The sequence below is a fragment of the Amycolatopsis sp. NBC_00438 genome (assembly GCF_036026695.1).
In the GTDB taxonomy this organism is placed as follows: domain Bacteria; phylum Actinomycetota; class Actinomycetes; order Mycobacteriales; family Pseudonocardiaceae; genus Amycolatopsis.
The window spans coordinates 4,503,680-4,526,791 of record NZ_CP107923.1; the positions used below are offsets into that span (position 1 = coordinate 4,503,680).

Consider the following 23,112-nt stretch of genomic DNA (forward strand, 5'->3'; position numbering starts at 1 on the left):
TGACCAAAGTCCCCGGCTCCCGGCCGGAGGTCACGTTCCGGCCCGGAGGGGACCGGGGGCCGTCGAGGAAGTGACCAAGGACCCTCTCGCCGGAGGGCCCGCGGAACGGATGCTGCCCCGGTCGGCAAGAACCAGCGAGCAGGAGAATCCGGATGAGCACCCTGGACCTGGCGCGGTGGCAGTTCGGGATCACCACCGTGTACCACTTCATCTTCGTCCCGTTGACCATCGGGCTGTCCTTCCTGGTCGCCGGGATGCAGACGGCGTGGGTGCGCACCGGCAACGACAAGTACCGCCGGATGACGAAGTTCTGGGGGAAACTGTTCCTCATCAACTTCGCCATGGGCGTGGCGACCGGGATCGTGCAGGAGTTCCAGTTCGGGATGAACTGGTCGGACTACAGCACGTTCGTCGGCGACATCTTCGGCGCGCCGCTGGCCATCGAAGGGCTGCTCGCGTTCTTCCTCGAGTCGACGTTCCTGGGCCTGTGGATCTTCGGCTGGGACAAGCTCCCGAAGAAGCTCCACCTGGCCACGATCTGGATCGCCGCGACCGGCACGCTGCTTTCGGCGTACTTCATCCTCGCCGCGAACTCCTGGATGCAGCACCCGGTCGGCTCGGTGGTCAACCCCGCCACCGGCCGCGCGGAGCTCAAGGACTTCGGTGCCGTGCTCACCAACTCGACCGCCGTCGGCGCGTTCGCCCACACCATCACGGCCTGCTTCCTCACCGGCGGCGTGTTCGTGGTCGGGATCAGCGCCTGGCAGCTGCGCAAGAACCGCAACGCCGACGTGTTCCGGCCGTCGATGAAGCTCGCGCTGGTCACCGTCATGATCGCCAGCCTCGGTGTCATCGTCACCGGTGACCTGCAGGCCCGGCTGATGACCGAGCAGCAGCCGATGAAGATGGCCGCCGCCGAGGCGCTCTACGACACCGTCGCGCCCGCGTCGTTCTCGCTGTTCACCATCGGCTCGCTCGACGGCTCGCAGGAGAAGTTCTCCATCCGCGTCCCCGGGGTGCTCTCGTTCATGGCCACCGGCACCTTCGACGGCAAGGTCGAGGGCATCAACAACCTCCAGGCCGCCGAACAGCAGGCCTACGGCCCCGGCGAGTACCGGCCGGACGTCCCGGTCACCTACTGGACGTTCCGCCTGATGATCGGCTTCGGCTTCCTCTGCCTGCTGCTCTCGGCGGTCGGTCTGTGGCTGTTCCGCCGCGGCCGCACTCCGCGCGCCAGGTGGTTCTTCCCGGCCGCCACCGCGGCGATCGCCCTGCCGTTCCTGGCCAACAGCGTCGGCTGGATCTTCACCGAGATGGGCCGGCAGCCGTGGTCGGTGTTCGGCGTGCTCAAGACCGCCGACTCGGTGTCGCCCACGGTGCCCGCGAGCAGCGTGCTGACCTCGCTGATCGTCTTCACCTTGCTCTACGGCGTGCTCGCGGTCGTCGACGGCGTCCTGATGGTCCGCTACGCCAAGGCCGGTCCCCCACCGCCCGAGGCACCCAGGGACGAAACCGATTCCGACGAGCCGCGGCCCGCGGCCTTCGCCTACTAAGCGCCGGAGACCGTCATGGCCCTCACCGACATCTGGTTCCTGCTCATCGCGGTCCTGTGGACCGGCTACTTCGTCCTCGAAGGTTTCGACTTCGGCGTCGGCATGCTGCTGCGGATCCTCGGCCGCGACGACACCGATCGCCGCGTGCTGATCAACACGATCGGCCCGGTCTGGGACGGCAACGAGGTCTGGCTGCTCGTCGCCGGCGGCGCCACCTTCGCCGCGTTCCCGCTCTGGTACTCGAGCCTGTTCTCCGGGTTCTACCTGGCGCTGCTGCTGGTGCTGGTCGCCCTCATCCTGCGCGGGGTGGCGTTCGAGTTCCGCGGCAAGATCGACAGTCCGCGCTGGCGCAACACCTGGGACTGGATCATGGTGTTCGCCTCGGCCGGCCCGGCCCTGCTGTGGGGTGTCGCGTTCGGCAACATCGTGCACGGCGTCCCGCTCGACGCGAAGCACCACTTCACCGGCACGTTCTTCACCCTGCTCAACCCGTACGCGCTGCTCGGCGGACTGGCCACGCTCACGCTGTTCGCCTTCCACGGCGCGGTCTTCCTGACGCTGAAGACGACCGGCGAGATCCGCGGCCGGGCCCGGTCGCTAAGCCGCGTGCTCGGCGGCGCGGCGATCGTGTTCGGCGGCGTCTTCCTCGGCTACACCGCGATCGAGCACGGCGGCTGGTCCTGGCTGACGTCGCTGATCGCCGCGCTGCTGCTGGCCGCGGGCGTGCTGTTCGCCGCCGGTGACCGCGACGGGCTCGCCTTCGCGAGCACGGCCGGCGCGATCGTCGCCGTCACCGTGACGCTGTTCTGGTCGCTGTACCCGAACGTGCTGCCTTCGACGTCCGACCCGGCGTTCGGCCTGACCACGACGAACGCGTCTTCGACGCACTACACGCTGCAGATCATGACCTGGGTCGCCGTCGCGTTCACCCCGATCGTGCTGGCCTACCAGGCCTGGACGTACTGGGTGTTCCGCAAGCGCCTCGGCCGGGACTCGATCCCGGCCGGCGGCGGGCTCCCCGCGGGCCGGCGGTGAGGCCCCTCGACCCGCGGCTGCTCCGCCACGCGAGCGCGGTCCGGCCGTTCGTCCTCGCCTGCGCCGCCCTGGGCGGGCTGACCGCGCTGCTGGTGCTCGCCCAGGCGGAGCTGCTGGCGAAGACGATCACGTGGGCCTTCCTCGGCGGCGCCGCCCTGCGGAACCTGCTGGTCCCGGTCGGCATGCTGCTCCTGGTGGTGCTCGCCCGGTCCGGAATCGCCTGGCTGTCGGAGACGACCGCGCACCGCGCCGCCGCGCGGGCGCTCTCCCAGCTGCGGGAGACCGTCATCGGGGCGGCGCTGCGGATCGGGCCCCGGCAGGCGGACCGCTCCCCCGCCGAGGTCGCGTCCTTGGCGACGCACGGCGTCGACCGGCTGGAGGGCTACTTCGCGCGGTACTTGCCGCAGCTGCTGATCGCCTCGGTCGTGCCGCTGGTGGTCGGGGTGCGGATCCTGCTCGCCGACTGGGTGGCCGCGGTGATCGTCGGCCTCACCGTGCCGCTGATCCCGCTCTTCATGATCCTCATCGGGCTCTACACCCAGCGCGACGTCCGGCGGCAGTGGAAGACGCTTTCGTTGCTGGGCAACCACTTCCTCGACCTGGTCGCCGGGCTGGCCGAGCTGACCGCGTTCGGCCGGGCCCGCGCCCAGCTGCGCTCGCTGCGGGAGATCACCGAGAAGTACCGCACGCAGACCCTGAAGACGCTGCGCGTCGCGTTCCTGTCCGCGCTCGCCCTCGAGCTGCTGGCGACGCTGTCGGTCGCGGTCGTCGCCGTCTCGATCGGCCTGCGGCTGCTGGCCGGCGACCTCGACCTGCACACCGCGCTCGTCGTGCTGATCCTCGCGCCCGAGGTCTACCTGCCGCTGCGCGCGGTCGGCGCCCGGTTCCACGACAGCGCCGAAGGCCTGGCCGCGGCCGAGGAGATCATCGCGCTCGCCGACACGCCCGCCGGCGACACCGGCACCGCCACCGTTCCCGACCTGACCCGGGTGGCCCTGCGCTGCGAGGACGTCACCGTCGAGGGCCGGTCCGGGCCGATCCTGGACGGGTTCAGCCTGCGCGTGCCGCCCGGCGAGGTGGTCGGGGTGACCGGGCCGAGCGGGGCGGGCAAGTCGACGCTGCTCGACGTCCTGCTCGGCTGGCGGCGGCCCGATTCCGGGCGGGTACTGGCCGGCGACACCGATCTCGCCGACGTCGGCCGCGCGACCTGGCACCGGCACATCGCCTGGGTTCCGCAGCAGCCGCACCTGGTCGCCGGGACCGTGGCGGAGAACATCCGGCTGGGTTCTCCGGACGCGTCCGACGACGAGGTCCTCGCGGCCGCCGACGTCGCCGCGCTCGACGTCGCGTTGGACACCACGGTCGGCGAGCTGGGTGCCGGGCTGTCCACCGGCCAGCGCCGCCGGGTCGCGCTCGCCCGCGCGGTTCTGCTGGACCGGCCGCTCATCCTGCTCGACGAGCCCACCGAAGGCGTCGACGCCGAGACCGAGGCCGCCATCCTGGACCGGCTGCCCAAGGTCCTCGCCGGGCGGACCGCGGTGATCATCAGCCAGCACCCCGCGGTGCTGGCCGGGTGCGACCGGGTCGTCACCCTCGGCGGCCCGGCGTCGGCCGTGGCTCCTTCACCGGACGCGGTCCCGGCGTCGGCCGCGCCGGCTCGCCCGGTCACCCTCGCACCGGCTGTCGACTTGTCCACTGTGGAGGGTTCGCGGTCGAAGTGGCGGCCGTTGCTGGACGCCGTGCGGCCGCACCGGTGGCGCCTCGCCCTCGCCTGCCTCGCCGCCACGGCCGCCCTCGGCTGCGGGGTCGCGCTGACGGCGACGTCGTCGTGGCTGATCGCCGGCGCCGCGCTGCACCCGCCGGTGCTGAGCCTGATGGTGGCGATCGTCGCGGTGCGCACGTTCGGCCTGGCCAAGGGCGTTCTGCGGTACATCGAAAGGCTGCTGTCGCACGACGTCGCCCTGCGCGCACTGACAGAACTGCGCGTCCGGGTGTGGGCCCAGCTGGTCCGGATCGGCCCGGCCCGCACGGCCCGGCTGCGCCGCGGCGACCTCCTGAACCGCCTGGTGTCCGATGTGGACAGCCAGCAGGACGTCCTGGTCCGCGGCCTGGTGCCGGGGATCTCGACGTTCGCGGTCCTCGCCGGGACGGCGCTCACCCTAGGCGTGATCCTGCCCGGCGCCGGCTTCGCGGCCGCCATCGGCCTGTTCGCCGCCGGGGTGCTCGCCCCGCTCGTCGCCGCGTTGACGGCCCGGCGAGCCCAGCGCGACACCGCGCGGCTGCGCACGGACCTGGTCGCGGGCACCGTCGAGCTGCTGCAGGCGTCGGCCGACCTGATCGCGCACGACGCGGCCGGGCGTCGCCACTCCCGCCTGCGTGCCCTCGACGCCGCGCTGACCGCGTCGGCTCGCCGGTCCGCGGTGCGGCGTGGGCTCGGCTCCGGGATCGCGACGCTCGGGGTCGGCCTGACTTCCTCGGCCTGCCTCGCACTCGGCATCGTGGCGGTGCGCGCGGGCACGATCCCCGGTCCCGCGCTGGCCGTGCTGGCGCTGCTGCCGCTCGCGACCGCCGAACTGGTGGCCGGTCTGCCGGAGGCGGCCCAGCGGCTGCTCGGAGCCGGGCACGCGGCGGGCCGGCTCGCGGACCTGGACGCCCTCCCGGCCCCGCAGACCGAGCCCGCGGCCGCCGAACCGGTGCCCGCCGGCGGCGAGCTCGCGGCCGAGCACCTGTCGGTCCGCTGGCCGGACGCCCGCCGGGACGCGGTCCAGGACGTGGACCTGCGGATCGGCCACGGCCGCCGGCTGGCGCTGACCGGCCGGTCCGGCGCGGGCAAGAGCACGGTGCTCGCGGCCCTGATGCGCTACCTCGACCCGTCCGGTGGGCGGGTGCTGCTCGACGACGTCGACACCCGGCGCCACACCGGCGGCGCGGTGCGAGACCGGATCGCGTGGTGCGGCCCGGAAGCGCACCTGTTCGACAGCACCCTGCGCGAGAACCTGCGCCTGGCCCGCCCGGCCGCCACGGACGACGAGCTCCGTTCCGCTCTCGCCCTCGCCCGCCTGGGTGCCTGGCTGAACCGCCTGCCCGACGGCCTGGACACCGCGCTGGGCACCCACGGCACCCCGGTGTCCGGCGGCGAGCGCCAGCGCATCGGCGTGGCCAGGGCGCTGCTCTCGGACCGCCCGATCCTGCTCCTGGACGAGCCGACGGCCCACCTGGACGCGCCCACGGCGGCGGCCTTGGCGGCCGACGTCCTGGCCTCAACCGAAGGCCGCTCGACGCTGGTGGTCACCCATCGGCCGGCGGACTTCGCGAACCTGCCCACGGTCGACCTGACGGCGGCTCGTTCGGTCGCCGCGGCTTGACGGTCGTGCGTGGGAATCGGTGTCAGGGCGGACCAATTATTTGTCACCCCCTGACTCGGATCCGCGGCCCAGTTGCGGCGAGGTCGCCACCCGTGGACCGCAACGGCGTGTCGGCTGTACCAAGGGCCGCGACCAGCACGGGGCGTAGGTCGGCAAATGCAGCTTCGCCGGAATCGTCTTTCCCGCTCACGACCGGGTCAGGACAGCGGGACCCACCAGGTCAGCGCGCCTTCGTTGACCTCCGAGACCCCGCCCCGGCGGTGGGCCGGCTCGGCGAGCCGGGCCAGCTCGGCGTCCGGCAGCTCGGCGAGCACGCTGCTGCCGTCGTGGGCGACGACCACGGTCAGCCGTTCCGCGCCCGAGCGCACCGCGACCTGGACCGAGCCCGCCCCCGTGTGCCGGGCGATGAGCCGCAGGCCTTCGCGCAGCGCCGTCACCAGCTCGTCGGCCAGCTCTTCCGGCTCGATCGCGTCGAGCTTGCCGGAGAACTCCGTCGACGCGGTGAGCCCGAGCTCGGCGCCGACCTCCGAGAGCACCTCCAGCACCCGGTCGTGCACCGCGGCCGCGGAACGGGGCAGCACGTCGTCCAGCTGGAAGACCGTCTCGCGGATCTGGGCGATCACCGTGTCGAGGTCCGCAATCGCCGTCCGCACCCGGCGCGAGACCACTTCCGAACGGGCCGCTCCGGCGGTCGTCTGCAAGGACAGGCCGATCGCGTACAGCCGCTGCACCACCTGGCTGTGCAGCTCGGCCGCGATCCGGTCGCGCTCGTCGTAGAGCTCGTTGCGCTGCTGCTCGGCGCGGGCGTCGGCCAGCTCGATCGCCACCGACGCCTGGCTCGCGAACCCGGCCGCCATCTCGAGGTCGTCCGCGGTGAAGCCCGGCCGGCCGATCTTGCGGGCCGCGGTCAGCACGCCGTTCACCTGCCCGGCCCCGGTCAGCGGCACCACCAGCACCGCGTCGAGGTCCGGCCGCAGCGACGCGGGCGCGGCCAGCTGGGCCTGGCGGTCCACCCACGAGCCCACCACCGGCTCGCCGCTGGTGAAGACCTGCCCGGACAGGGTGTCCTCGAGGCCGATCGGGCTCCCGGCGAGATCGGCCGCGCCATCGCCGACGGCGACCTCGACCCGCAGCTCGTCACCGTCCTCAGCCGGGCGGACGACGGTGACCAGGTCGGCGTCCGCCAGGTCACGGGTGTACTCGGCGATCAGCCGCAGCGGCCCCGAACGGGCCGAGAGCAGCTCGCGCATGATCGCCGCCGACGCCCGGAGCCACTCCTGCTGCTTGCGCGCGGTCTCGTAGAGCCGGGCTTTGTCGATGGCCTGCCCGGCGGTCGCCGCCAGGGCCAGCGCGAGCTGCTCGTCCTCGGCGCTGAACTCGCCGTGCGTGCACTCGGTGAGGTAGAGGTTGCCGAACACGACCCCGCGCACGCGGATCGGCACGCCGAGGAAGCTCCCCATCGGCGGGTGCTCGCCGGGGAACCCGGACGAGCGCGGGTCGTGGGCGATGTCCGCCAGCCGGATCGGGCGCGGATCCTCCACCGCGGCGCCGAGCAGCCCTTTGCCTTCCGGCAGCCGCCCGACCCGGGCCACCGTCTCGGCGTCCATGCCGGCGTGGACGAACTCGGCGAGCTGGCCGTCGGGCCCGATCACCCCGAGCGCCGCGTACCGGGCGCCCAGCAGTTCCCGGGACGCCTCGACGATCCGGCGCAGCAACGTCGGCAGGTCGAGGTCGCCGGTCACCATCTGGGTCGCGCGCAGCAGGCCGCGCAACCGGCCTTGGGTCCCGATGACCTCCTGGGCCCGTTCGACGAGCTGGCCCAGCAGCTGGTCCAGTTCCATCCGCGGCAGGTCCGGGAACGTCAGCCGTTCCGGGTCCGCCTGTCCTCGTCCTTCACCTGCCCAGCTCACGTCGACCAGTCTCCTGCTTCCGGCCCCGTAGCGGTCAAGCCAGCATGTGGTGGTTTCCGGTCAGATATTCACGGGACACCCACGACCGTGCTGCGACGCTCGATCATCAGGACGTCGCGCCAGCGGCCGCGATGCCGGCCGACGGCCCGCCGGACCCCGAGTTCGCGGAACCCGTTTCGGGCGTGCAGCTGCCTGCTCGCGTGGTTTTCGGCGAAGACGCCGCTCTGGATCGTCCAGATCCCGGCGGCCTCGGTCGACGCGATCAACGCGGTCAGGAGAGCGTCGCCGACCCGCCGGCCGCGCGCCTCGGGGCAGACGTACACGCTGTGCTCGACGACCCCGGCGTAGACGCATCGCGAAGACACCGCCGTGACCGCGGTCCAGCCGAGCACCCGGCCGGCCGGGTCGAGGGCCACCAGGCGGTGCGCCGGGAGGTGGACGGCGTCCCAGCCGGCCCAGTCCGGGGCGATCGTCTCGAAACTCGCGTCACCGGTGTCGAGCCCGGCCTGGTAGATCGCCAGGACCTGGTCCCCGTGCCCGGCGGTCATCGCGGCGATGTGCATCGAAACCGGTGTGGCGGCGCGGATGATCGCCGAGTGCAGCTTGTCGCCGACCTCGTGCGTAACCCGCACCTCGATGCCGACGAATCCGGCGTCACGCAGCAGAGTCCGGTACCGCTCGGCGGTGAGCGCGCCGCCGAGGCACTCGACCGCGCCGGCGCGGGACGCGCGTTCGGCGTCGGTGAGCGTGTCGCCCGCCAGGATGTCGGTGATGCCGAGACGGCCGCCGGGACGCAGGACCCGGGCGATCTCGGCGAACACGGCCGGTTTGTCCGGCGAGAGCGCGATGACGCAGTTGGAGATGACGACGTCGACCGAGGCGGCCGGCAGCGGGATCCGTTCGATGGTGCCCTTGACGAACTCGGCGTTGATCACGCCGGCCTGCGCGGCGTGCCGGCGGGCGAGGGTGAGCATGTCGTCGGTCATGTCGAGGCCGATGGCGCGCCCGGCCGAGCCGACCCGGCGGGCGGAGAGCAGGACGTCGAGGCCACCACCCGAGCCGAGGTCGAGCACGGTTTCGCCGGGGTGCAGCTCGGCGACGGCCAGCGGGTTGCCGCAGCCGAGGCTGGTCGCGGACACCTCCGCCGGGATCTCCTCCGCCGCGTAGTGGACGGCGCCCAGCCGGTCGGCGTCGCCCTCGCCGGTGAGCAGGCCGGTTCCTTCGCCCGCGAGGGCTTGCCGGGCCGCGGCGGCGTACCGGTCGTGGACGGCGTCGCGGTCCGGGCTCATCGGCCGGCCTCGCACGAGGTGAACGCGACGGCGTCGCGACCCATGACGACGTCCGCGGCACTGGGGAAGCAGGACACGCACGCCTGGTTGACCCGGTAGAGCCGGGCGGTGCCGCGCGGTTCGACGAGCACGAACCGGGTGTCGGTGAGGATCTTCAGGTGCGCCGACACGGTGGACTGGCCCACGCTCACCCGCTCGACGATCTCGCCGACCGTCACCGGGCCGCCGGCGGCGATCAGGTTGAGGATCTGCACCCGGGTCGGGTCCGCGAGCGCGCGGAACCACCCGGCGTAGGTCTCGGCGGTGGCGCGATCGAGCACGGCGACCCCTTTCATCGTCCATCGACGATAGACGATGAAGGGCTCAGGCGGAAGCGGGCACCAGCTCGGCGAGCAGGGCCCGGACGCGGCGGTCGATCTCGTCGCGGATCAGGCGGACCTGCTCGACGGGGAGGCCGGCCGGGTCGTCGAGCTGCCAGTCGAGGTAGCGCTTGCCGGGGAAGACCGGGCAGGCGTCGCCGCAGCCCATGGTGATCACGACGTCGGCGGCCTCGACCGCGTCGGTCGTCAGGCGCTTCGGGAACTCGCGGGAGACGTCGATGCCGAGCTCGGCCATGACCGCGACGACGGCCGGGTTGACCTCGTCCGCCGGGGCCGAGCCCGCGGAGCGGACGGTGACGCGGCCGGCGGCGTGGTGGTGCAGCAGGGCGGCGGCCATCTGGGAGCGGCCGGCGTTGTGGACGCAGACGAACAGCACTTCCGGGGTGTTCACGCGGCGACCTCCAGGCGACGGCGGCGGCGCAGAGCGAGGGAGACGTAGACGAGGGCGACGAGCACGGGGACTTCGATCAGCGGTCCGACGACCCCGGCCAGGGCCTGCCCGCTGGTGGCCCCGAACGTCGCGATCGCGACCGCGATGGCGAGTTCGAAGTTGTTGCCCGCGGCCGTGAAGGCGAGCGTCGTGGTGCGTTCGTACGACAGGCCCACGGCGGTGCCGAACGCGAAGGAGCCGGCCCACATCAGGCCGAAGTAGACCAGCAGCGGCACCGCGATCCGGACGACGTCCAGCGGCCTCGCGGTGATCTGCTCTCCTTGCAGGGCAAAGAGGATCACGATGGTGAACAGCAGGCCGCAGAGCGCGGCGGGACCGATCTTCGGCAGGAACCGCGTCTCGTACCAGTCCCGGCCCTTCGCGCGTTCGCCGAGCCGGCGGGTCAGGTAGCCCGCCACGAGCGGGATGCCGAGGAAGATGAGCACGCTCTTGGCGATCTGCCACCCGGACACCGCCAGATCGGCCTGCGGCAATCCCAGCCGGCCCGGCAGGACCGAGAGGTAGAACCAGCCGAGCAGCCCGAACGCGAGCACCTGGAACACCGAGTTCAGCGCGACCAGCACGGCGGCGGCTTCGCGGTCGCCGCAGGCGAGGTCGTTCCAGATGATCACCATGGCGATGCAGCGGGCAAGACCGACGATGATCAGCCCGGTCCGGTACTCCGGCAGGTCCGGCAGCAGCAGCCAGGCCAGTGCGAACATCAGCGCCGGGCCGATCAGCCAGTTCAGCACCAGCGACGGCCACAGCAGCCGCCGATCGCGGGTGACCGTGCCGAGCCGGTCGTAACGGACCTTCGCCAGCACCGGGTACATCATCACCAGCAGCCCGAGGGCGATCGGCAGCGAGATCCCGTCCACCTGCACCGCGGACAGCGCGGTGTTCAGACCGGGAACCCAGCGGCCGGCGAGCAGTCCCACGGCCATCGCGGCCGCGATCCACACCGGCAGGAAACGGTCCAGTGTGGACAGCCGGCGGGGCGTCGTCACGCCGGGACGACCGCGTCGCCGGGGACCAGCACGGCCGCGAGCCGGGCCAGCACCTCGGGGTGGACGCGGTAGTACACCCAGGTCCCGCGTCGTTCGCCGGTGATCAGGCCGGATTCCCGCAGCACTTTGAGGTGATGGGAGATGGTCGGGCCGGTCAGGTCGAACGCGTCGGTCAGGTCGCACACGCACGCCTCGCCCCCGGCGTGGGAGGCGATCAGCGACAGCAGCCGCAGGCGCACGGGGTCGGCCATCGCCTTGAACAGCTTCGACAGTTCCACGGCCTGCGGTTCCGTCAGCGGCTCGCGGGCCAGCGGCGAGCAGCACGCGTCCATCGCGACGAGCGGGAGCTGTTTCGGCATGCGTCTATGTTGACACACGTCTATCTAGAGAGCAATCTAAGTCCCGTTGCTGTTTTGATGAACGTCTATCCAAGGAGAACGGGATGTCACGCGTACAGCTCGCGCTGCGGGTCGGGGACCTCGCCGGCTCGATCGACTTCTACTCGAAGCTGTTCGGCACCGAGCCCGCCAAGCTCCGCCCCGGCTACGCCAACTTCGCCATCACCGAGCCCGCGCTCAAGCTCGTGCTCCTGGAGGGCGAGCCCGGCCAGGCCACGGTCATGGACCACCTCGGCGTCGAAGTCGAGTCCACCGAGCAGGTCAGCGAAGCCAGCAAGCGTCTCACCGGCGAAGGCCTGGAAACGCTGACCGAGGACGACACCACCTGCTGCTACGCCGTGCAGGACAAGGTGTGGGTGCACGGCCCCGGCCAGGAGCCGTGGGAGGTCTACACCGTCAAGGCCGACTCCCAGAGCTACGGAGCCGACAGCGCCGCGCTGGTCACGCCGGCGACGTGCTGCACAGCCGACGCCGCCCCGGCTCAGCCCGAAGGCTGCTGCTCCTGACCGCGACGGCCCGGGACGACGTGACCGCCGCGGGCGCACCCGCGGCGGTCACGGCTCAGCCCTCCCACGCCCAGTTCAGGATCTCCGGCAGGTCCTCACCGTGCGCCAGGATCCAGCGGCGATGACGGCCCTGGGCCTCGGTCATCCGCTGCCGCAGCACACCCGCCGTCGCGACCAGCCCCGGCACGCGGTCGATCACGTCGATCACCAGCTGGAAGCGGTCCATGTGGTTGAGCACCAGCATGTCGAACGGCGTGGTCGTGGTGCCGTGCTCGGTGTAACCGCGCACGTGCATGTCTTGGTGGTTGGTCCGGCGGTAAGCCAGGCGGTGGATCAGCCACGGATACCCGTGGTAGGCGAAGATCACCGGCCGGTCCGGGGTGAACAACGCGTCGAACTCCCGGTCACCGAGCCCGTGCGGGTGCTCGATTTCCGGCTGCAGGCGCATCAGGTCCACCACGTTCACCACGCGCACCGCCAGGTCCGGCAGCTCCGCGCACAGGATCTGCGCGGCCGCGAGCACCTCCAGGGTCGGGGCGTCGCCCGCGCAGCCGAGAACCACGTCCGGTTCGCGGTCGGTGTGCGTGCTCGCCCACTCCCAGATGCTCACACCCCGGGCGCAGTGCAACGCGGCCTGCTCGGCGTCGAGCCAGTTCGGGCTGTCGTTCTTGCCCGCCACCACGACGTTCACGTAGTCCCGGCTGCGCAGGCAGTGCGCCGCGACCTCGAGCAGCGTGTTGGTGTCGGGCGGGAAGTAGATCCGCACGACCTCCGAGCTCTTGTTGGCGATGTGGTCGACAAACCCCGGATCCTGGTGGGAGAAGCCGTTGTGGTCCTGCCGCCACACGTGCGAGGTCAGCAGGTAGTTCAGCGACGCGACCGGGCGTCGCCACGGGATCTGGCGGTGCACCCGCAGCCACTTGATGTGCTGGTTCACCATCGAGTCGACGATGTGCACGAAGGCCTCGTAGCAGTTGAACAGCCCGTGCCGGCCCGAGAGCAGGTAGCCCTCGAGCCAGCCCTGGCACAGGTGCTCGGAGAGCACCTCCAGCACGCGGCCGTCGTGGGACAGGTGCTCGTCGACCGGTTCGAGGCCGGCCTGCCACTGCTTGGCGGTGACGTCGTACACCGCGTCGAGCCGGTTGGACGCCGTCTCGTCGGGGCCGAAGAGCCGGAAGTTGGCCCGGTCGGCGTTGAGCGCGAAGACGTCCCGCAGGAACCGGCCCAGCGCCCGGGTCGGCTCGGCCGACGTCGTTCCCGGCGCGGGCACGGCGACCGCGTGGGCCGCGATGTCCGGCAGCGTCAGCGGCTGCAGGAGCACGCCGCCGTTGGCGTGCGGGCTGGAGCCCATCCGCCGCTCCCCCGCCGGGATCATCGCCGTGACGTCGGCGACCGGGCGGCCGCGGGAGTCGAACAGCTCCTCCGGACGGTAGGAGCGCAGCCACTGCTCCAGCTGGCGCAGGTGCTCCGGGTTCTGCCGGACCTGCGACAGCGGCACCTGGTGCGCGCGCCACGTGCCCTCGACCGGCAAACCGTCCACAATGGCCGGTCCGGTCCAGCCCTTGGGGCTGCGCAACACGATCATCGGCCACGCCGGACGGCCGGTGCCGCGGTGGATCACCGCGAGGTCGGCGACGGCCGAGTCGAGCGCGGCGGCCATCGCCTGGTGCATCGTCTCCGGGTCGCTGCCCTCGACGTAGATGGGCTCGTAGCCGTACCCGCGCAGCAGCGCGTCGAGTTCGGCCGGGGCGATCCGGGACAGCACGGTCGGGTTGGCGATCTTGTAGCCGTTGAGGTGCAGGATCGGCAGGACGGCGCCGTCGCGGACCGGGTCGAGGAACTTGTTGGCGTGCCAGGACGTCGCCAGCGGACCGGTCTCGGCCTCGCCGTCCCCGACCACGCAGGCGACGATGAGGCCCGGGTTGTCGAACGCCGCGCCGAAGGCGTGCGCGAGCGAATAGCCCAGTTCCCCACCTTCGTGGATCGAACCGGGGACCTGGGGTGCGACGTGGCTGGGCACGCCGCCGGGGAAGGAGAACTGCTTGAACAGCTCGCGCATCCCCTCGGCGTCCTGGGTGACCTCGGGCCACGCCTCGGTGTAGCTGCCTTCGAGCCAGGTGTTGGCCAGCAGGGCCGGGCCGCCGTGGCCCGGGCCGGTGACGAACATGGCGTTCAGGTCGTGCGTCAGGATGGCCCGGTTGAGGTGGGCGTAGACGAAGTTGAGGCCGGGTGAGGTCCCCCAGTGCCCGAGCAGTCTCGGCTTGATCTGCTCGGGGCGCAGCGGTTCGCGCAGCAGCGGGTTGGCCATCAGGTAGATCTGGCCGGCCGCGAGGTAATTCGCGGCCCGCCAGAGGGCGTCCACCTGGGCCAGTTCGGTGCGGCCGAGCACCGCGGGCCGGGCGTCGAGGGCGGTCATCCCTTTCGCTCCGGGCGCACCACGATGACCGGGCATTCCGAGTGCTGCACCAGGGCCTGGCTGGTCGAGCCCATCAGCATGCCGCCGAACCCGCCGCGGCCGTGGCTGCCGACCACCACCACCTGGGCGGTCGTGCTCGCGTCGAGCAGCGCGTGCCGCGGCCGGTCGCGCATCAGCAGGCGACTCACCTCGACATCCGGGTACTTCTCCTGCCAGCCCGCGAGCCGTTGGCCGAGCAGCCGTTCACCCTCTTCTTCAAGAGCCTCGGGCTGCGTCCGGATCCGCACGGTGCCGCGCGTGTCCTCGTAGGTGACGTCTTTCCAGGCGTGCACCGCGACCAGCGACACGCCGCGCAAGGAAGCCTCCTCGAACGCGACGGCGATCGCCTGCTCGCTGTTGGGGCTGCCGTCGATGCCGACCACGACCGGTCCCGAGTCCGGGACGAACGTGGTGCCGTGGCGGCCGCGGACGACGGCGACCGGGCAGTGCGCGTGACTGGCGACGGTGCCGGCGGTGCCGCCGATCAGCATGCCGGTGAACCCTCCGGTCCCGGTCCGGGCGACCACGAGCAGCCGCGCGTGGCGGGACTCGTCGATCAGCATCGGTACCGGCGGGTCGTTCAGCAGTTCCGTCGTGATGACGAGATCCTTGCCGATGGACGCGGCGAGGCTGCGAGCGTCGGCGACGATCCGCTCGCCGTCGGCCCGGATCGCGTCGGTCATCACCTCGATCCCCGCTCCGGGCAGCCCGCCGCCGTAGTAGAGGCCGCTGAGCTGCAGCCCGTACACGATCCTGAGCTGCAGGTGCCGCAGGGACGCGATCTTCGCGGCCCAGGCGACGGCGGCGGTGGAACCGGCGGAGCCGTCCACACCCACGGTGATCCTCGGGTCGATGGTGCTCATCGGGTCTGCTCCTCACCCGCGTAGGCGGTGTCGGCGGCGACGACGCCGGGAGCGGCGAGCGCCAGCAGCTGGGCGACGTGCCGGTCGGAGTCGTCGTCGAACTGGTCGACGATGTGGACGCTGCCGTCGTGGACGTCGATCTTCCAGCGGCCATCCCCGCCGTAGATCTCCAGCCGGTGCTTGACGTCCTTCGCGATCTCGGCGTCGTTCCGGGCAAGCACGCGGACGATGTCGCCGCGGGTCACGATGCCGACGACCGTCGAACCGTCGACGATCGGGACCGCGCGGATCCGGTCGTCGACCAGCGTCTGGCAGAGGTCGGCGACGTCGGTGCCGGTGCTCATCGCGGTGACGGGGCTGGTCATCAGGTCACCGACGGTCCTGGCCGCGGTGGCGGCGTGCTTGTGCAGGTGGGTGTACCGCGGGTCGGCGGGGATCTGGTCGCGGATCAGATCGGCCTCGGTGACGATGCCGATCAGGCGCTCGTCGTCGTCGACCACGGGGAGGGCGGTGAAGCCGTGCGTGGACAGCAGCTCGGCCGCCTCCTTGGCGGACGACCACGGTTGCACGGCGATCACCGGCGAGGTCATCACGTCGCGTGCTCGCATCGGGTGTTCCTGCCTTTCGTGTCGCTTCCCAACCTAGGAACGCGGCAACCGGGGCACCGCTGGCGTCGGTCACCGGTCGTGAGGACTTACGTCCCTTCGGCCGGTCACGTCCACAAAGGACGAAGGTCACCGCGGAGTTCGTGCCACGCCGCGGGGAGCTCGGCCGAGCTGCGCGCGGCCGTGGCCGCTTCGGCGTCCTGGAATTCGCCGAGCAGGTCCTGGAACGCCCGCAGTTCCGGCTTGGCGGCCTTCCGACGTCGTGTACGGCCTGGTCGCGCGCCGGTCCGGCGGGCAAGGCCGCCACCCGGGCCACGCGTCCGTCCACCACGCGAGCCTGGCCCGGCAGTAAGCAGGCCGACGCAGTGCCGGGCCTCCATCACCGGGAGGTAGCCGATCCGGTGACGGATCATCAGGTCCCGGGCCGCGTCCAGGGGCAGCTGCGGCGGAATCCCGGGGACTTTGGCGGGTTTCACGACGTCGCCGGCCGGTGCCGGGCCAGCAACGCGAGTCCGAGCAGGACGGCCAGCAGTCCGACGGTCACCCACTGGACGGGCGCGCGGACGCCGATCACGCCGAACTGGATCGCCAGCCAGCCGGTCAGGACCCCGCACGCGGCCAGTGCCGCCGCCGGCGCGCGGAGGTCGGCCCGCCAGGCGAACACCGACGCCCAGGCCAGGGTGCCGCCGATGCCGAGCGCGAGGGCGATTCCCGGCAGCACCCAGCTGGTCAGCCCGAGCGGCGCCAGCCACTCGACGGGCATCGGGAACCCCGGCGCGCCGACGATCAGCGAGATCCCGCCGTACACCGCGCTCGCGGCGAACAACGCCTCGAACGTGGCCAGCACGCGCATCGTCGCCCGGGTCCGCAGAGTGCTCACGACCCGGGCCCCGTCCGCTGGGGCCGGACGACGGCCACCGGGCACGGCGAGTGCGCGATGAGCGCCTGGCTCGTCGAACCGAGCAGCATGCCGGTGAACCCGCCGCGGCCGCGGCAGCCGACCACGATCAGCTGGGCGTGCTCGCCCCGCGCGAGCAGGGTGCGGACCGGGCGGCCGCGGGTGACCTCGAACTCGATCTCCAGGTCCGGGTACTTCCGCTGCCAGCCCACGACCTGCTCGGCGAGTTTGGCGCGCTCCTCGGCCGCGATCTCGACCGGGTTCTCCTGCAGCGGGTGCGGCCGCAGCACGCCGTCGGCGAGGACGTCGCTCCAGGTGTGCACCGCGATGAGCCCGGTGCCGCGCAGCCGCGCCTCCTCGCAGGCGAACGCCAGGGCGGCGTCGCTGTCGGGTGAGCCGTCGGCTCCGACGAGCACCGGCCCGGTGGCCGGCGGCGGGTCGTGCGGTGTCCGGCCGCGGACCACGACGATCGGGCAGTGCGCGTGCGCCACCACCGACACGGCCGTGGAGCCGACGAGCAGGCCGGTGAACCCGCCCAGCCCGCGCGAGCCCAGCACGACCAGCTCGGCGTGCTGCGATTCCTGCGTCAGCGCGGTGACCGGGCTCCATTCCCGGGCGGCTGTGGTGATCTCGAGGCCCGGGTGCTCGGCGAGCACCGCGGCCCGCGCTTCGGCGAGCCACTCTCCGGCCCGCTGCGCCAAGCCCTCGCGGACCTGGTCCGGCGAACCGAAGCCTCCTGGGACGCTCACCTGCGGCAGGGTGTAGATCTGCACCAGCCGCAGCGGGCGGCCTCGGCGGGCGGCCTCGGCTCCGGCCCAGAGGGCTGCCTGCACCGCCGAGGTGGAGCCGTCGATCCCGGCGACGACCGCGCCGTCAGTGAACCCGTGCATGACCGTCCTCCTCGTGGATGAACCGCTGCACCCGGGCGTACCGGGTGCGGGCCTGTTCCCCGGCGGCCCGTTCTTCGTCGGCGGTCAGCACGATCGCGTCGGGGCCGGGGAAGACCGTCGACACGTGGTCGTCGGCCGTCCAGCGGACGACGTACGGCGGAGTGCCGTCGGCCGAGTGGACCTCCAGGATCCGGCCGCGCTGCCCGGGTGCGTCGACCCGCGGGCCCTTGACGACGAGCCAGTCGCCCGGCTGTGCGTGCATCGGTCTTCCTTCTCACATGTCCACAGTGGATGGTTCGGGGGTACGAGGGGCTTCCGGGCGCCGCGACGCGCGGTGCGCGCCGAACCCGATGAGCAGGGCGCCGCCGGCCAGGAACACGGCTCCGGCGATCAGCAGGCCGAGGGCGACCCAGCCGAGGGCGGGCACGGTGGCTCCGGCCTCGGCGCGCACGGAGATCCCGCGCGAGCCGTCGGCGTTCATCACCACGGCGGTCCACTCCCCGTCGTTCGCCGGCCAGGCGACGCTCTGCGTGCCGTCGCCGGAGGCCTTCGCGGCCCACACCCCGGCGTCACCCGGTGAGGTCGCGGGGGCACCACCGGGGTGCACCCGGTCGCCGGAGCGGTTGCCGGACACGCCACCCAATGTCGTGTACTCGGCCGCGGCCAGGTAGCCGGCGACGTCGGCGGAACGGCCGATGCCCACGAAGACCGGGCGGCCGTCGGTGGTGGTCGCGCGGAGCCGGACGTCACCGACGGCCGCGAAGACGTCCGGCGCCCCGGTCACCTGCACCGGATCCGTCGCGACGGCGTAGCCGCTCGCGACGACCGTGGCCGACGCCGTGAGGTAGCCGTCGGCGTCACGCTGCGTGCGATCGGCCCACAGCAGCGTGCCGCCGCCGGTCAGCAGGCCCGCCGCGCCGAGCACCAGCACCGCGCCGGAGACCACGGCGACGATCCGCCCGGCGGTCCAGTTCCCCGCCCGGACCGGGTGCGGCTGCGGGTGCGGCGGCTCGACGCCGGCCTCGGTGCCGCCCATGTCGAGCCGGAACGGCGGGTACTCGTCGGTCATCAGCGACACGTAGGCCGCGACGCGCAGCACCCAGCGGTCCATGCCGAGCACGAAGTCGAAGATCGGCCGCGGGTAGCGGCCGGTGAACAGCAGCACCACCCCGGCGACCAGCACCAGCACGCCGACGAGACCGCCGGCGGCCCAGTCGAAGCCATCGTCGTTGCCGTTGCCGAAGGCCAGCCAGCTGCCGCCGCCGGCGAACAGGCCGATGATCACGAAGTGCGGGAGGGCCAGCAGCCACCACTTCACGAGCACCAGGCCGCGCGAAAGCTTTTCGGGGTAGGCGATTTCGAGCCGGGCCGGGTAGTCCGGGACGTCGGCGAAGGTGAACGGCGGATACCGGTCGGTCCCCAGCGCGGCGTAGGAGTAGAACTGCACCCGCCAGCTCCAGCGCAGCACACCCGAGGTAAAGGCGAAGAGCAGGCGGGGATAACGGCCGGTCACCAGGATCGCGAAGAACGCCGCGATGGTGACGAACGGGTAGGCGAACCACAGGAACGCGAGCACGACGTAGTGCGGGATCGCCAGCAGCCACTTGACCAGCCACAGGCCGCGCGACAGCGGTTCGTCCAAGGTCGCTTCGACCCGGACCGGATAGGCGCGCGGGGCGGTCACGACGCGCTCCCGGCGACTTCGGTCACCGCGAGGGTCGCGCCGATTTCCCGGCCCCAGGCCCGGATCGACGGCCAGTCGCGGTAGTCGCCGTCCTTGACCCGCAGCGCGGCGACCATCGCCCGCTCCGGCAGGTGCAGCGTGTGGCGGTCGATCTTGCCGCCGAAGAGCCGGTGCCCCCGGGCCCCGAGCCGCATCACCGTGTCGGCGGCGTTGCCCGGTTCGTCGGCCGGGTGGTCACCGACCGGGCCGCTGGAGAACACCCAGACCGGCAGGGCACGCAGCTCGTCGATGAATTTGCCGGCGAACTCGGTGGCGGCGTCCAGCCAGTGTCCCATGTAGACGGCCGAGCCGAGGACCACGGCGTCGAAGCCGTCGACCGAAGTCACCAGGCTCGCGTCACGGACTTCGATCTGGGACGCCACCCCGGCGTCGGTCAGCGCGGAGCCGGCCGTGGCGGCGATGGTCTCGGCGATTTCCCTGGTGGCACCATGCCGGGTGGCCACCGTCACGAGGATTTTCATGCTTCCAGCCTCACGCGGGCGGGGCCCCCGGCTTAGGGGCCAACGACCCCGGGAGTCCCGCCGAAAGTCACCGAGGTCTCTTCCCACAGCTCGACGTCGAGCACCCCGTGGACCGTCTTCGCGAGAGCGGTCACCACCCGGCGCTCGGCCTCGTCGGAGAAGGCGCCGCGGATGGTCACCATTCCGCCGGTGACCGAGATCGTCCAGCGGTCGCGGTGACCCGAGTAGTCGGTGAGCAGCGCGTTGAGGTGCGAGGCGATCGAGTCGTCCTGGCGCACCAGCGGGGTGAGCATGTCGCGGCGGCTGATGATCCCGACGAGCACCCCGTCGTCCACCACCGGGATGCTGCGCAGCCGGTCGCCCAGCATGCGCCGGGCGATCTCGCCGACGTCGGTGTCGAGCCCGACGGTCTCGGCGGGCACGGTCATCGCCGAGCACACCAGGACGTCGGGCTCGGGGCCCTTTCCGGCGACACCGCTGCGGAGCGCGTCCGCCTCGGTGAACATGCCGAGCACCGCGTCGTCGGTACCCACCACCGGCAGCGCCGCGACGCAGTGCTCGGTGAGCAGCACGATGGCCTCGCGCACCGGCGTTCCCGGGCCGACCCGCACGACCGGCCGCGTCATGATGTCCTGTGCCTTCACGGCGTTCCTCTCGTTCAGTGCACGACCGCGACCGGGCAGGCCGCGTGCGAGAGCAGGGCGTTGCCGGTCGAGCCGAGCAGCCCGCCCGCGACCGGACCGCGGCCGCGCGTGCCGACGACGATCAGCTGGGCCGCGGGTGCCGCGTGCAGCAGCGCGTGCGAGGGGTTGTGCTCCCGCACGGCGCGCGAGGAGATCGTCAGCGCCGGGTACTTCCGGGCCCAGCTCGCGACCCGCGCTTCCAGGCCCCGCTGTTCGGTGGGCTCGGTGCCGTCGGTGAAGGCGTGCACGACGAGCACGGGCGCGTGGCGCGCCGCCGCCTCGTCGAGGGCGAACCGCAGCGCGTGCTCGCTCGACCCGGTCGCGTCCAGGCCGACGACCACGGGGCCGCGTGGGTCGGCGTGCCCCCGCACGACCACGACCGGGCACGCCGCCCCGGCCGCGATCCGCAGGGCCACCGAGCCGATCAAGGCGCCACGCAGGCCGCCGAGGCCGTGGGAGCCGAGGACGACGACCGCCGCGTCGGCCGACCCGGCGAGCAGCAGGTCGACGGCGAGCCCGACTTCGAGGGAGACCTCGACCCGGACACCCGGCGCCGCCTCGCGGGCGATCCCGGCACCGCGCCGGAGCCAGCGGCCGGTGTGCTCGAGGAGCAGGTCCGAGTCGCCGCCCGCCAGCGGGGCCCGGCCTTCGAGGATGCAGGCGTGCACCAGCCGCAGCGTGGAGTCACGGCGACGGGCTTCCTGCGCCGCCCAGCGGATCGCGGGGACCGACGCCGTCGAGGCGTCCACCCCGGCGACCACCGGCCGGTTCGCGGTTGCGGTCATCGGTTTCCTCCTGTGGTCACGGTTCTCGCGCCCAGCATGGCGCGTCGCGTACTCGCCGGTCAGAGCACGAAGTCCCTTCCGCCGGGGACCAAATCCGCCGGGTACCGGACTTCCGCTTCCTGCCGCGGGCGGCGCCGTCACCGACGCTGGGGTGATGACCGGACGAGACCTCTTGATCGACCGCTACCTGCCGCACCCGCACTTCTCGCTGGTGCGCAACACCATCGTCGACGCGCCGGTGAAGGAGACCTACGCGGCGGCGCGCGCACTCGACTTCACCGACGTCCGCGGCGGGGTGGTGTCCGTCGCCGGGTGGCTGCGCATGCTCCCCGAGCGCCGGCACAACCGACGGCACGGCCCGCCGCGTCACCCCACCCGCCTCACCGCCGACGACCTCGACGCCGGTTCACCGTGGGCCCTGCTCGGCGACGAACCGGGCCGGGAGTTCGCGCTCGGCGTCGCAGGCAAGTTCTGGCGGCCGGTGGTCCAGTGGCGCCGGGTCGAGGCCGAGGACTTCGCGGCGTTCGAAGAGCCCGGCTACGGCAAGATCGTCATGGCTGTGTCCACCTTCGCCTACGGCCCGCACCGCACGCTGCTCACCGTGCACACCCGGGTGGCGCTGACCGACCCGGAAAGCTGGGTGAAGTTCCGCCGGTACTGGCGGATCGCGTACCCGGCCATCGCCTCGGTGCACACCGCCCTGGTACGCACGATGGCCGCGAACGCCCGGCAGCGGGCGCTCACGGCCTACGCGCGAACCGATCAAGCCTGACGTTCCCCCGCCGGCCGCCGCGGCTCCTCGGCGGCGGCCGGGACGACGTCCTGCTCGTTCTCCTTGATCGCGTGGTGTTCCACCGCGTGCAGGTACGGGACCAGCTTCAGGCCGTGGCGCCCGCGTTCGGCGATGTCCCGTCGCGCTTCGGCCTCGATGGCGGCCTTTTCCTTGTCATCCATGGTTTCCTCCTCCGGTTGGGCGCAGCAGGGTCGCCGCGTGGTCGGGAACGTAGGTCTGCAGCCGGCGGTCCGGCCGGAAGTAGCCGGTCGGCTCCGGTCGCGGCGGCAGCGAAACCGCCTGCCGGGAAACCTCGTGATAGGGCACGCTCGCGAGCAGGTCCGCGATCATGTTCAGCCGACCGCGCCGCTTCTCTTCGCTTTCCACCACGTGCCAAGGGGATTCGGCGGTGTCGGTGTGCACGAACATGTCGTCCTTCGCCCGCGAGTAGTCCTCCCAGTGCGTCACGGACCGCAGATCGATGGTCGAGAGCTTCCAGCGGCGCATCGGGTCGTCGATGCGCGCGGAGAACCGGCGCTCCTGTTCGTCGAGGCTGACCGAGAACCAGTACTTGCGCAGCAGGATGCCGTCGTCGATCAGCAGGCGCTCGAAGATCGGGCACTGCTGGAGGAACCGGCGGTGCTCTTCGGGAGTGCAGAACCCCATCACCCGCTCGACGCCGGCGCGGTTGTACCAGCTGCGGTCGAACAACACGATCTCGCCGGCCGCGGGCAGGTGCTCGATGTAGCGCTGGAAGTACCACTGGGTCCGCTCGCGCTCGGTCGGACTCGGCAGCGCGGCGATCCGCACCACCCGTGGGTTGAGGTGCTCGGTGACGCGCTTGATCGTGCTGCCCTTGCCGGCGGCGTCCCGGCCTTCGAACACCACGACCAGGCGGGCGCCTTCGTGGCGCACCCACTCCTGGAGCTTGACCAGTTCGGCCTGCAGCCGCAGCAGCTCCCGCTCGTAGAGCTCGCGCGGTATGCGCGCCTTCTTCTTTCCCGCCATGCCCCCGACGCTACGAAACCCACCCGCCGGCGGTCTGTGGCCGGACGTCGGCGCGGCATGGGTCTTTGGTCCTTT

General features: G+C 72.3%; 23 protein-coding genes. 5 read left to right on the forward strand and 18 right to left on the reverse strand.

What is annotated here, in order from left to right:
* Positions 1-152: 152 nt before the first annotated feature.
* From OG494_RS19860 to cydD, 3 genes are read left to right on the forward strand one after another with little or no spacing between them, the layout of a single operon-like run.
* Positions 153-1,553 (forward strand): cytochrome ubiquinol oxidase subunit I, encoded by a 1,401-nt coding sequence (locus OG494_RS19860; RefSeq protein ID WP_328457828.1) that lies wholly within the window; start codon positions 153-155, stop codon positions 1,551-1,553.
* A gap of 15 nt (positions 1,554-1,568) precedes the next feature.
* The gene (cydB, locus tag OG494_RS19865) at positions 1,569-2,588 is read left to right on the forward strand and encodes a cytochrome d ubiquinol oxidase subunit II (protein ID WP_328457829.1); all 1,020 of its coding nucleotides are present in this window, start codon (positions 1,569-1,571) and stop codon (positions 2,586-2,588) included.
* Positions 2,585-5,953, forward strand: coding sequence for a thiol reductant ABC exporter subunit CydD (cydD, locus tag OG494_RS19870; RefSeq protein ID WP_328457830.1), 3,369 nt, complete (start codon positions 2,585-2,587; stop codon positions 5,951-5,953). The genes cydB and cydD overlap by 4 nt, the downstream gene beginning before the upstream one ends.
* Before the next feature lie 197 nt (positions 5,954-6,150).
* Here cydD and OG494_RS19875 read toward each other — a convergent pair whose 3' ends face one another.
* The 6 genes from OG494_RS19875 to OG494_RS19900 form a co-directional block, all read right to left on the reverse strand.
* Complete coding sequence (locus tag OG494_RS19875) at positions 6,151-7,863, reverse strand: sensor histidine kinase (protein WP_328457831.1); 1,713 nt, start codon at positions 7,861-7,863, stop codon at positions 6,151-6,153.
* Positions 7,864-7,931: 68 nt separating this feature from the next.
* Entirely contained in the window at positions 7,932-9,152 is a 1,221-nt protein-coding gene (locus OG494_RS19880; RefSeq protein WP_328457833.1) for a GNAT family N-acetyltransferase, read from the reverse strand.
* Entirely contained in the window at positions 9,149-9,487 is a 339-nt protein-coding gene (locus OG494_RS19885) for an ArsR/SmtB family transcription factor (RefSeq protein ID WP_328457836.1), read from the reverse strand. The genes OG494_RS19880 and OG494_RS19885 overlap by 4 nt, the downstream gene beginning before the upstream one ends.
* Positions 9,488-9,515: 28 nt before the next feature.
* Positions 9,516-9,923 carry an arsenate reductase ArsC gene (locus OG494_RS19890; RefSeq protein WP_328457838.1) on the reverse strand — a complete coding sequence of 136 codons (408 nt, stop codon included), beginning with the start codon at positions 9,921-9,923 and terminating at the stop codon, positions 9,516-9,518.
* Complete coding sequence (arsB, locus tag OG494_RS19895; RefSeq protein WP_328457840.1) at positions 9,920-10,969, reverse strand: ACR3 family arsenite efflux transporter; 1,050 nt, start codon at positions 10,967-10,969, stop codon at positions 9,920-9,922. The genes OG494_RS19890 and arsB overlap by 4 nt, the downstream gene beginning before the upstream one ends.
* Positions 10,966-11,328, reverse strand: a complete 363-nt coding sequence (locus tag OG494_RS19900; RefSeq protein WP_328457842.1) for a metalloregulator ArsR/SmtB family transcription factor — start codon at positions 11,326-11,328, stop codon at positions 10,966-10,968. The genes arsB and OG494_RS19900 overlap by 4 nt, the downstream gene beginning before the upstream one ends.
* Positions 11,329-11,411: 83 nt before the next feature.
* Here OG494_RS19900 and OG494_RS19905 point away from each other — a divergent pair, with 83 nt between their 5' ends.
* Complete coding sequence (locus OG494_RS19905; protein WP_328457844.1) at positions 11,412-11,873, forward strand: ArsI/CadI family heavy metal resistance metalloenzyme; 462 nt, start codon at positions 11,412-11,414, stop codon at positions 11,871-11,873.
* Positions 11,874-11,928: 55 nt separating this feature from the next.
* On the opposite strand, the gene OG494_RS19910 is transcribed toward OG494_RS19905, so the two are convergent.
* The 10 genes from OG494_RS19910 to OG494_RS19955 all read right to left on the reverse strand — a co-directional run bounded on the left by OG494_RS19910 (position 11,929) and on the right by OG494_RS19955 (position 21,257).
* A complete protein-coding gene (locus tag OG494_RS19910) occupies positions 11,929-14,289 on the reverse strand; it encodes a phosphoketolase family protein (RefSeq protein ID WP_328457846.1) in 2,361 nt (786 codons plus the stop codon).
* Positions 14,286-15,191, reverse strand: coding sequence for a universal stress protein (locus tag OG494_RS19915; RefSeq protein WP_328457848.1), 906 nt, complete (start codon positions 15,189-15,191; stop codon positions 14,286-14,288). The genes OG494_RS19910 and OG494_RS19915 overlap by 4 nt, the downstream gene beginning before the upstream one ends.
* On the reverse strand, positions 15,188-15,799 hold the full coding sequence (locus tag OG494_RS19920; RefSeq protein ID WP_328457850.1) for a CBS domain-containing protein: 612 nt from the start codon (positions 15,797-15,799) through the stop codon (positions 15,188-15,190). Before OG494_RS19920 ends, OG494_RS19915 begins: the two co-directional genes overlap by 4 nt.
* A gap of 469 nt (positions 15,800-16,268) precedes the next feature.
* On the reverse strand, positions 16,269-16,676 hold the full coding sequence (locus OG494_RS19925) for a hypothetical protein (RefSeq protein WP_328457852.1): 408 nt from the start codon (positions 16,674-16,676) through the stop codon (positions 16,269-16,271).
* On the reverse strand, positions 16,673-17,584 hold the full coding sequence (locus tag OG494_RS19930; protein WP_328457854.1) for a universal stress protein: 912 nt from the start codon (positions 17,582-17,584) through the stop codon (positions 16,673-16,675). Before OG494_RS19930 ends, OG494_RS19925 begins: the two co-directional genes overlap by 4 nt.
* Positions 17,568-17,846, reverse strand: a complete 279-nt coding sequence (locus OG494_RS19935) for a DUF1918 domain-containing protein (RefSeq protein WP_328457857.1) — start codon at positions 17,844-17,846, stop codon at positions 17,568-17,570. The genes OG494_RS19930 and OG494_RS19935 overlap by 17 nt, the downstream gene beginning before the upstream one ends.
* A 12-nt stretch (positions 17,847-17,858) precedes the next feature.
* Positions 17,859-19,268, reverse strand: coding sequence for a DUF4389 domain-containing protein (locus OG494_RS19940; RefSeq protein ID WP_328457859.1), 1,410 nt, complete (start codon positions 19,266-19,268; stop codon positions 17,859-17,861).
* Positions 19,265-19,789 (reverse strand): flavodoxin domain-containing protein, encoded by a 525-nt coding sequence (locus tag OG494_RS19945; RefSeq protein ID WP_328457860.1) that lies wholly within the window; start codon positions 19,787-19,789, stop codon positions 19,265-19,267. The genes OG494_RS19940 and OG494_RS19945 overlap by 4 nt, the downstream gene beginning before the upstream one ends.
* 32 nt (positions 19,790-19,821) lie before the next feature.
* The gene (locus OG494_RS19950) at positions 19,822-20,433 is read right to left on the reverse strand and encodes a CBS domain-containing protein (RefSeq protein WP_328457862.1); all 612 of its coding nucleotides are present in this window, start codon (positions 20,431-20,433) and stop codon (positions 19,822-19,824) included.
* Positions 20,434-20,447: 14 nt separating this feature from the next.
* Positions 20,448-21,257, reverse strand: coding sequence for a universal stress protein (locus OG494_RS19955; RefSeq protein WP_328457864.1), 810 nt, complete (start codon positions 21,255-21,257; stop codon positions 20,448-20,450).
* Between the two features lie 154 nt (positions 21,258-21,411).
* Between OG494_RS19955 and OG494_RS19960 the strand changes: the two genes are divergently transcribed.
* Positions 21,412-22,029: a hypothetical protein gene (locus tag OG494_RS19960; RefSeq protein WP_328457866.1), complete on the forward strand. Its 618-nt coding sequence runs from the start codon at positions 21,412-21,414 to the stop codon at positions 22,027-22,029.
* On the opposite strand, the gene OG494_RS19965 is transcribed toward OG494_RS19960, so the two are convergent.
* Both OG494_RS19965 and ppk2 read right to left on the reverse strand, forming a co-directional pair.
* Positions 22,020-22,211 carry a hypothetical protein gene (locus OG494_RS19965; protein WP_328457868.1) on the reverse strand — a complete coding sequence of 64 codons (192 nt, stop codon included), beginning with the start codon at positions 22,209-22,211 and terminating at the stop codon, positions 22,020-22,022. The genes OG494_RS19960 and OG494_RS19965 overlap by 10 nt on opposite strands.
* Complete coding sequence (gene ppk2 / locus OG494_RS19970; RefSeq protein ID WP_328457870.1) at positions 22,204-23,037, reverse strand: polyphosphate kinase 2; 834 nt, start codon at positions 23,035-23,037, stop codon at positions 22,204-22,206. The genes OG494_RS19965 and ppk2 overlap by 8 nt, the downstream gene beginning before the upstream one ends.
* Positions 23,038-23,112 lie beyond the last annotated feature (75 nt).

Coding starts and splice junctions, on each gene's coding strand:
- OG494_RS19965 (WP_328457868.1), bottom strand. CDS start 22,211: ATGGATGACAAGGAAAAGGCCGCCATCGAGGCCGAAGCGCGACGGGAC.
- cydB (WP_328457829.1), top strand. CDS start 1,569: ATGGCCCTCACCGACATCTGGTTCCTGCTCATCGCGGTCCTGTGGACC.
- OG494_RS19860 (WP_328457828.1), top strand. CDS start 153: ATGAGCACCCTGGACCTGGCGCGGTGGCAGTTCGGGATCACCACCGTG.
- OG494_RS19960 (WP_328457866.1), top strand. CDS start 21,412: ATGACCGGACGAGACCTCTTGATCGACCGCTACCTGCCGCACCCGCAC.
- OG494_RS19900 (WP_328457842.1), bottom strand. CDS start 11,328: ATGCCGAAACAGCTCCCGCTCGTCGCGATGGACGCGTGCTGCTCGCCG.
- OG494_RS19880 (WP_328457833.1), bottom strand. CDS start 9,152: ATGAGCCCGGACCGCGACGCCGTCCACGACCGGTACGCCGCCGCGGCC.
- OG494_RS19915 (WP_328457848.1), bottom strand. CDS start 15,191: ATGAGCACCATCGACCCGAGGATCACCGTGGGTGTGGACGGCTCCGCC.
- OG494_RS19955 (WP_328457864.1), bottom strand. CDS start 21,257: ATGACCGCAACCGCGAACCGGCCGGTGGTCGCCGGGGTGGACGCCTCG.
- OG494_RS19945 (WP_328457860.1), bottom strand. CDS start 19,789: ATGAAAATCCTCGTGACGGTGGCCACCCGGCATGGTGCCACCAGGGAA.
- OG494_RS19905 (WP_328457844.1), top strand. CDS start 11,412: ATGTCACGCGTACAGCTCGCGCTGCGGGTCGGGGACCTCGCCGGCTCG.
- OG494_RS19885 (WP_328457836.1), bottom strand. CDS start 9,487: ATGAAAGGGGTCGCCGTGCTCGATCGCGCCACCGCCGAGACCTACGCC.
- OG494_RS19910 (WP_328457846.1), bottom strand. CDS start 14,289: ATGACCGCCCTCGACGCCCGGCCCGCGGTGCTCGGCCGCACCGAACTG.
- OG494_RS19930 (WP_328457854.1), bottom strand. CDS start 17,584: ATGCACGGGTTCACTGACGGCGCGGTCGTCGCCGGGATCGACGGCTCC.
- ppk2 (WP_328457870.1), bottom strand. CDS start 23,037: ATGGCGGGAAAGAAGAAGGCGCGCATACCGCGCGAGCTCTACGAGCGG.
- OG494_RS19935 (WP_328457857.1), bottom strand. CDS start 17,846: ATGCACGCACAGCCGGGCGACTGGCTCGTCGTCAAGGGCCCGCGGGTC.
- OG494_RS19920 (WP_328457850.1), bottom strand. CDS start 15,799: ATGCGAGCACGCGACGTGATGACCTCGCCGGTGATCGCCGTGCAACCG.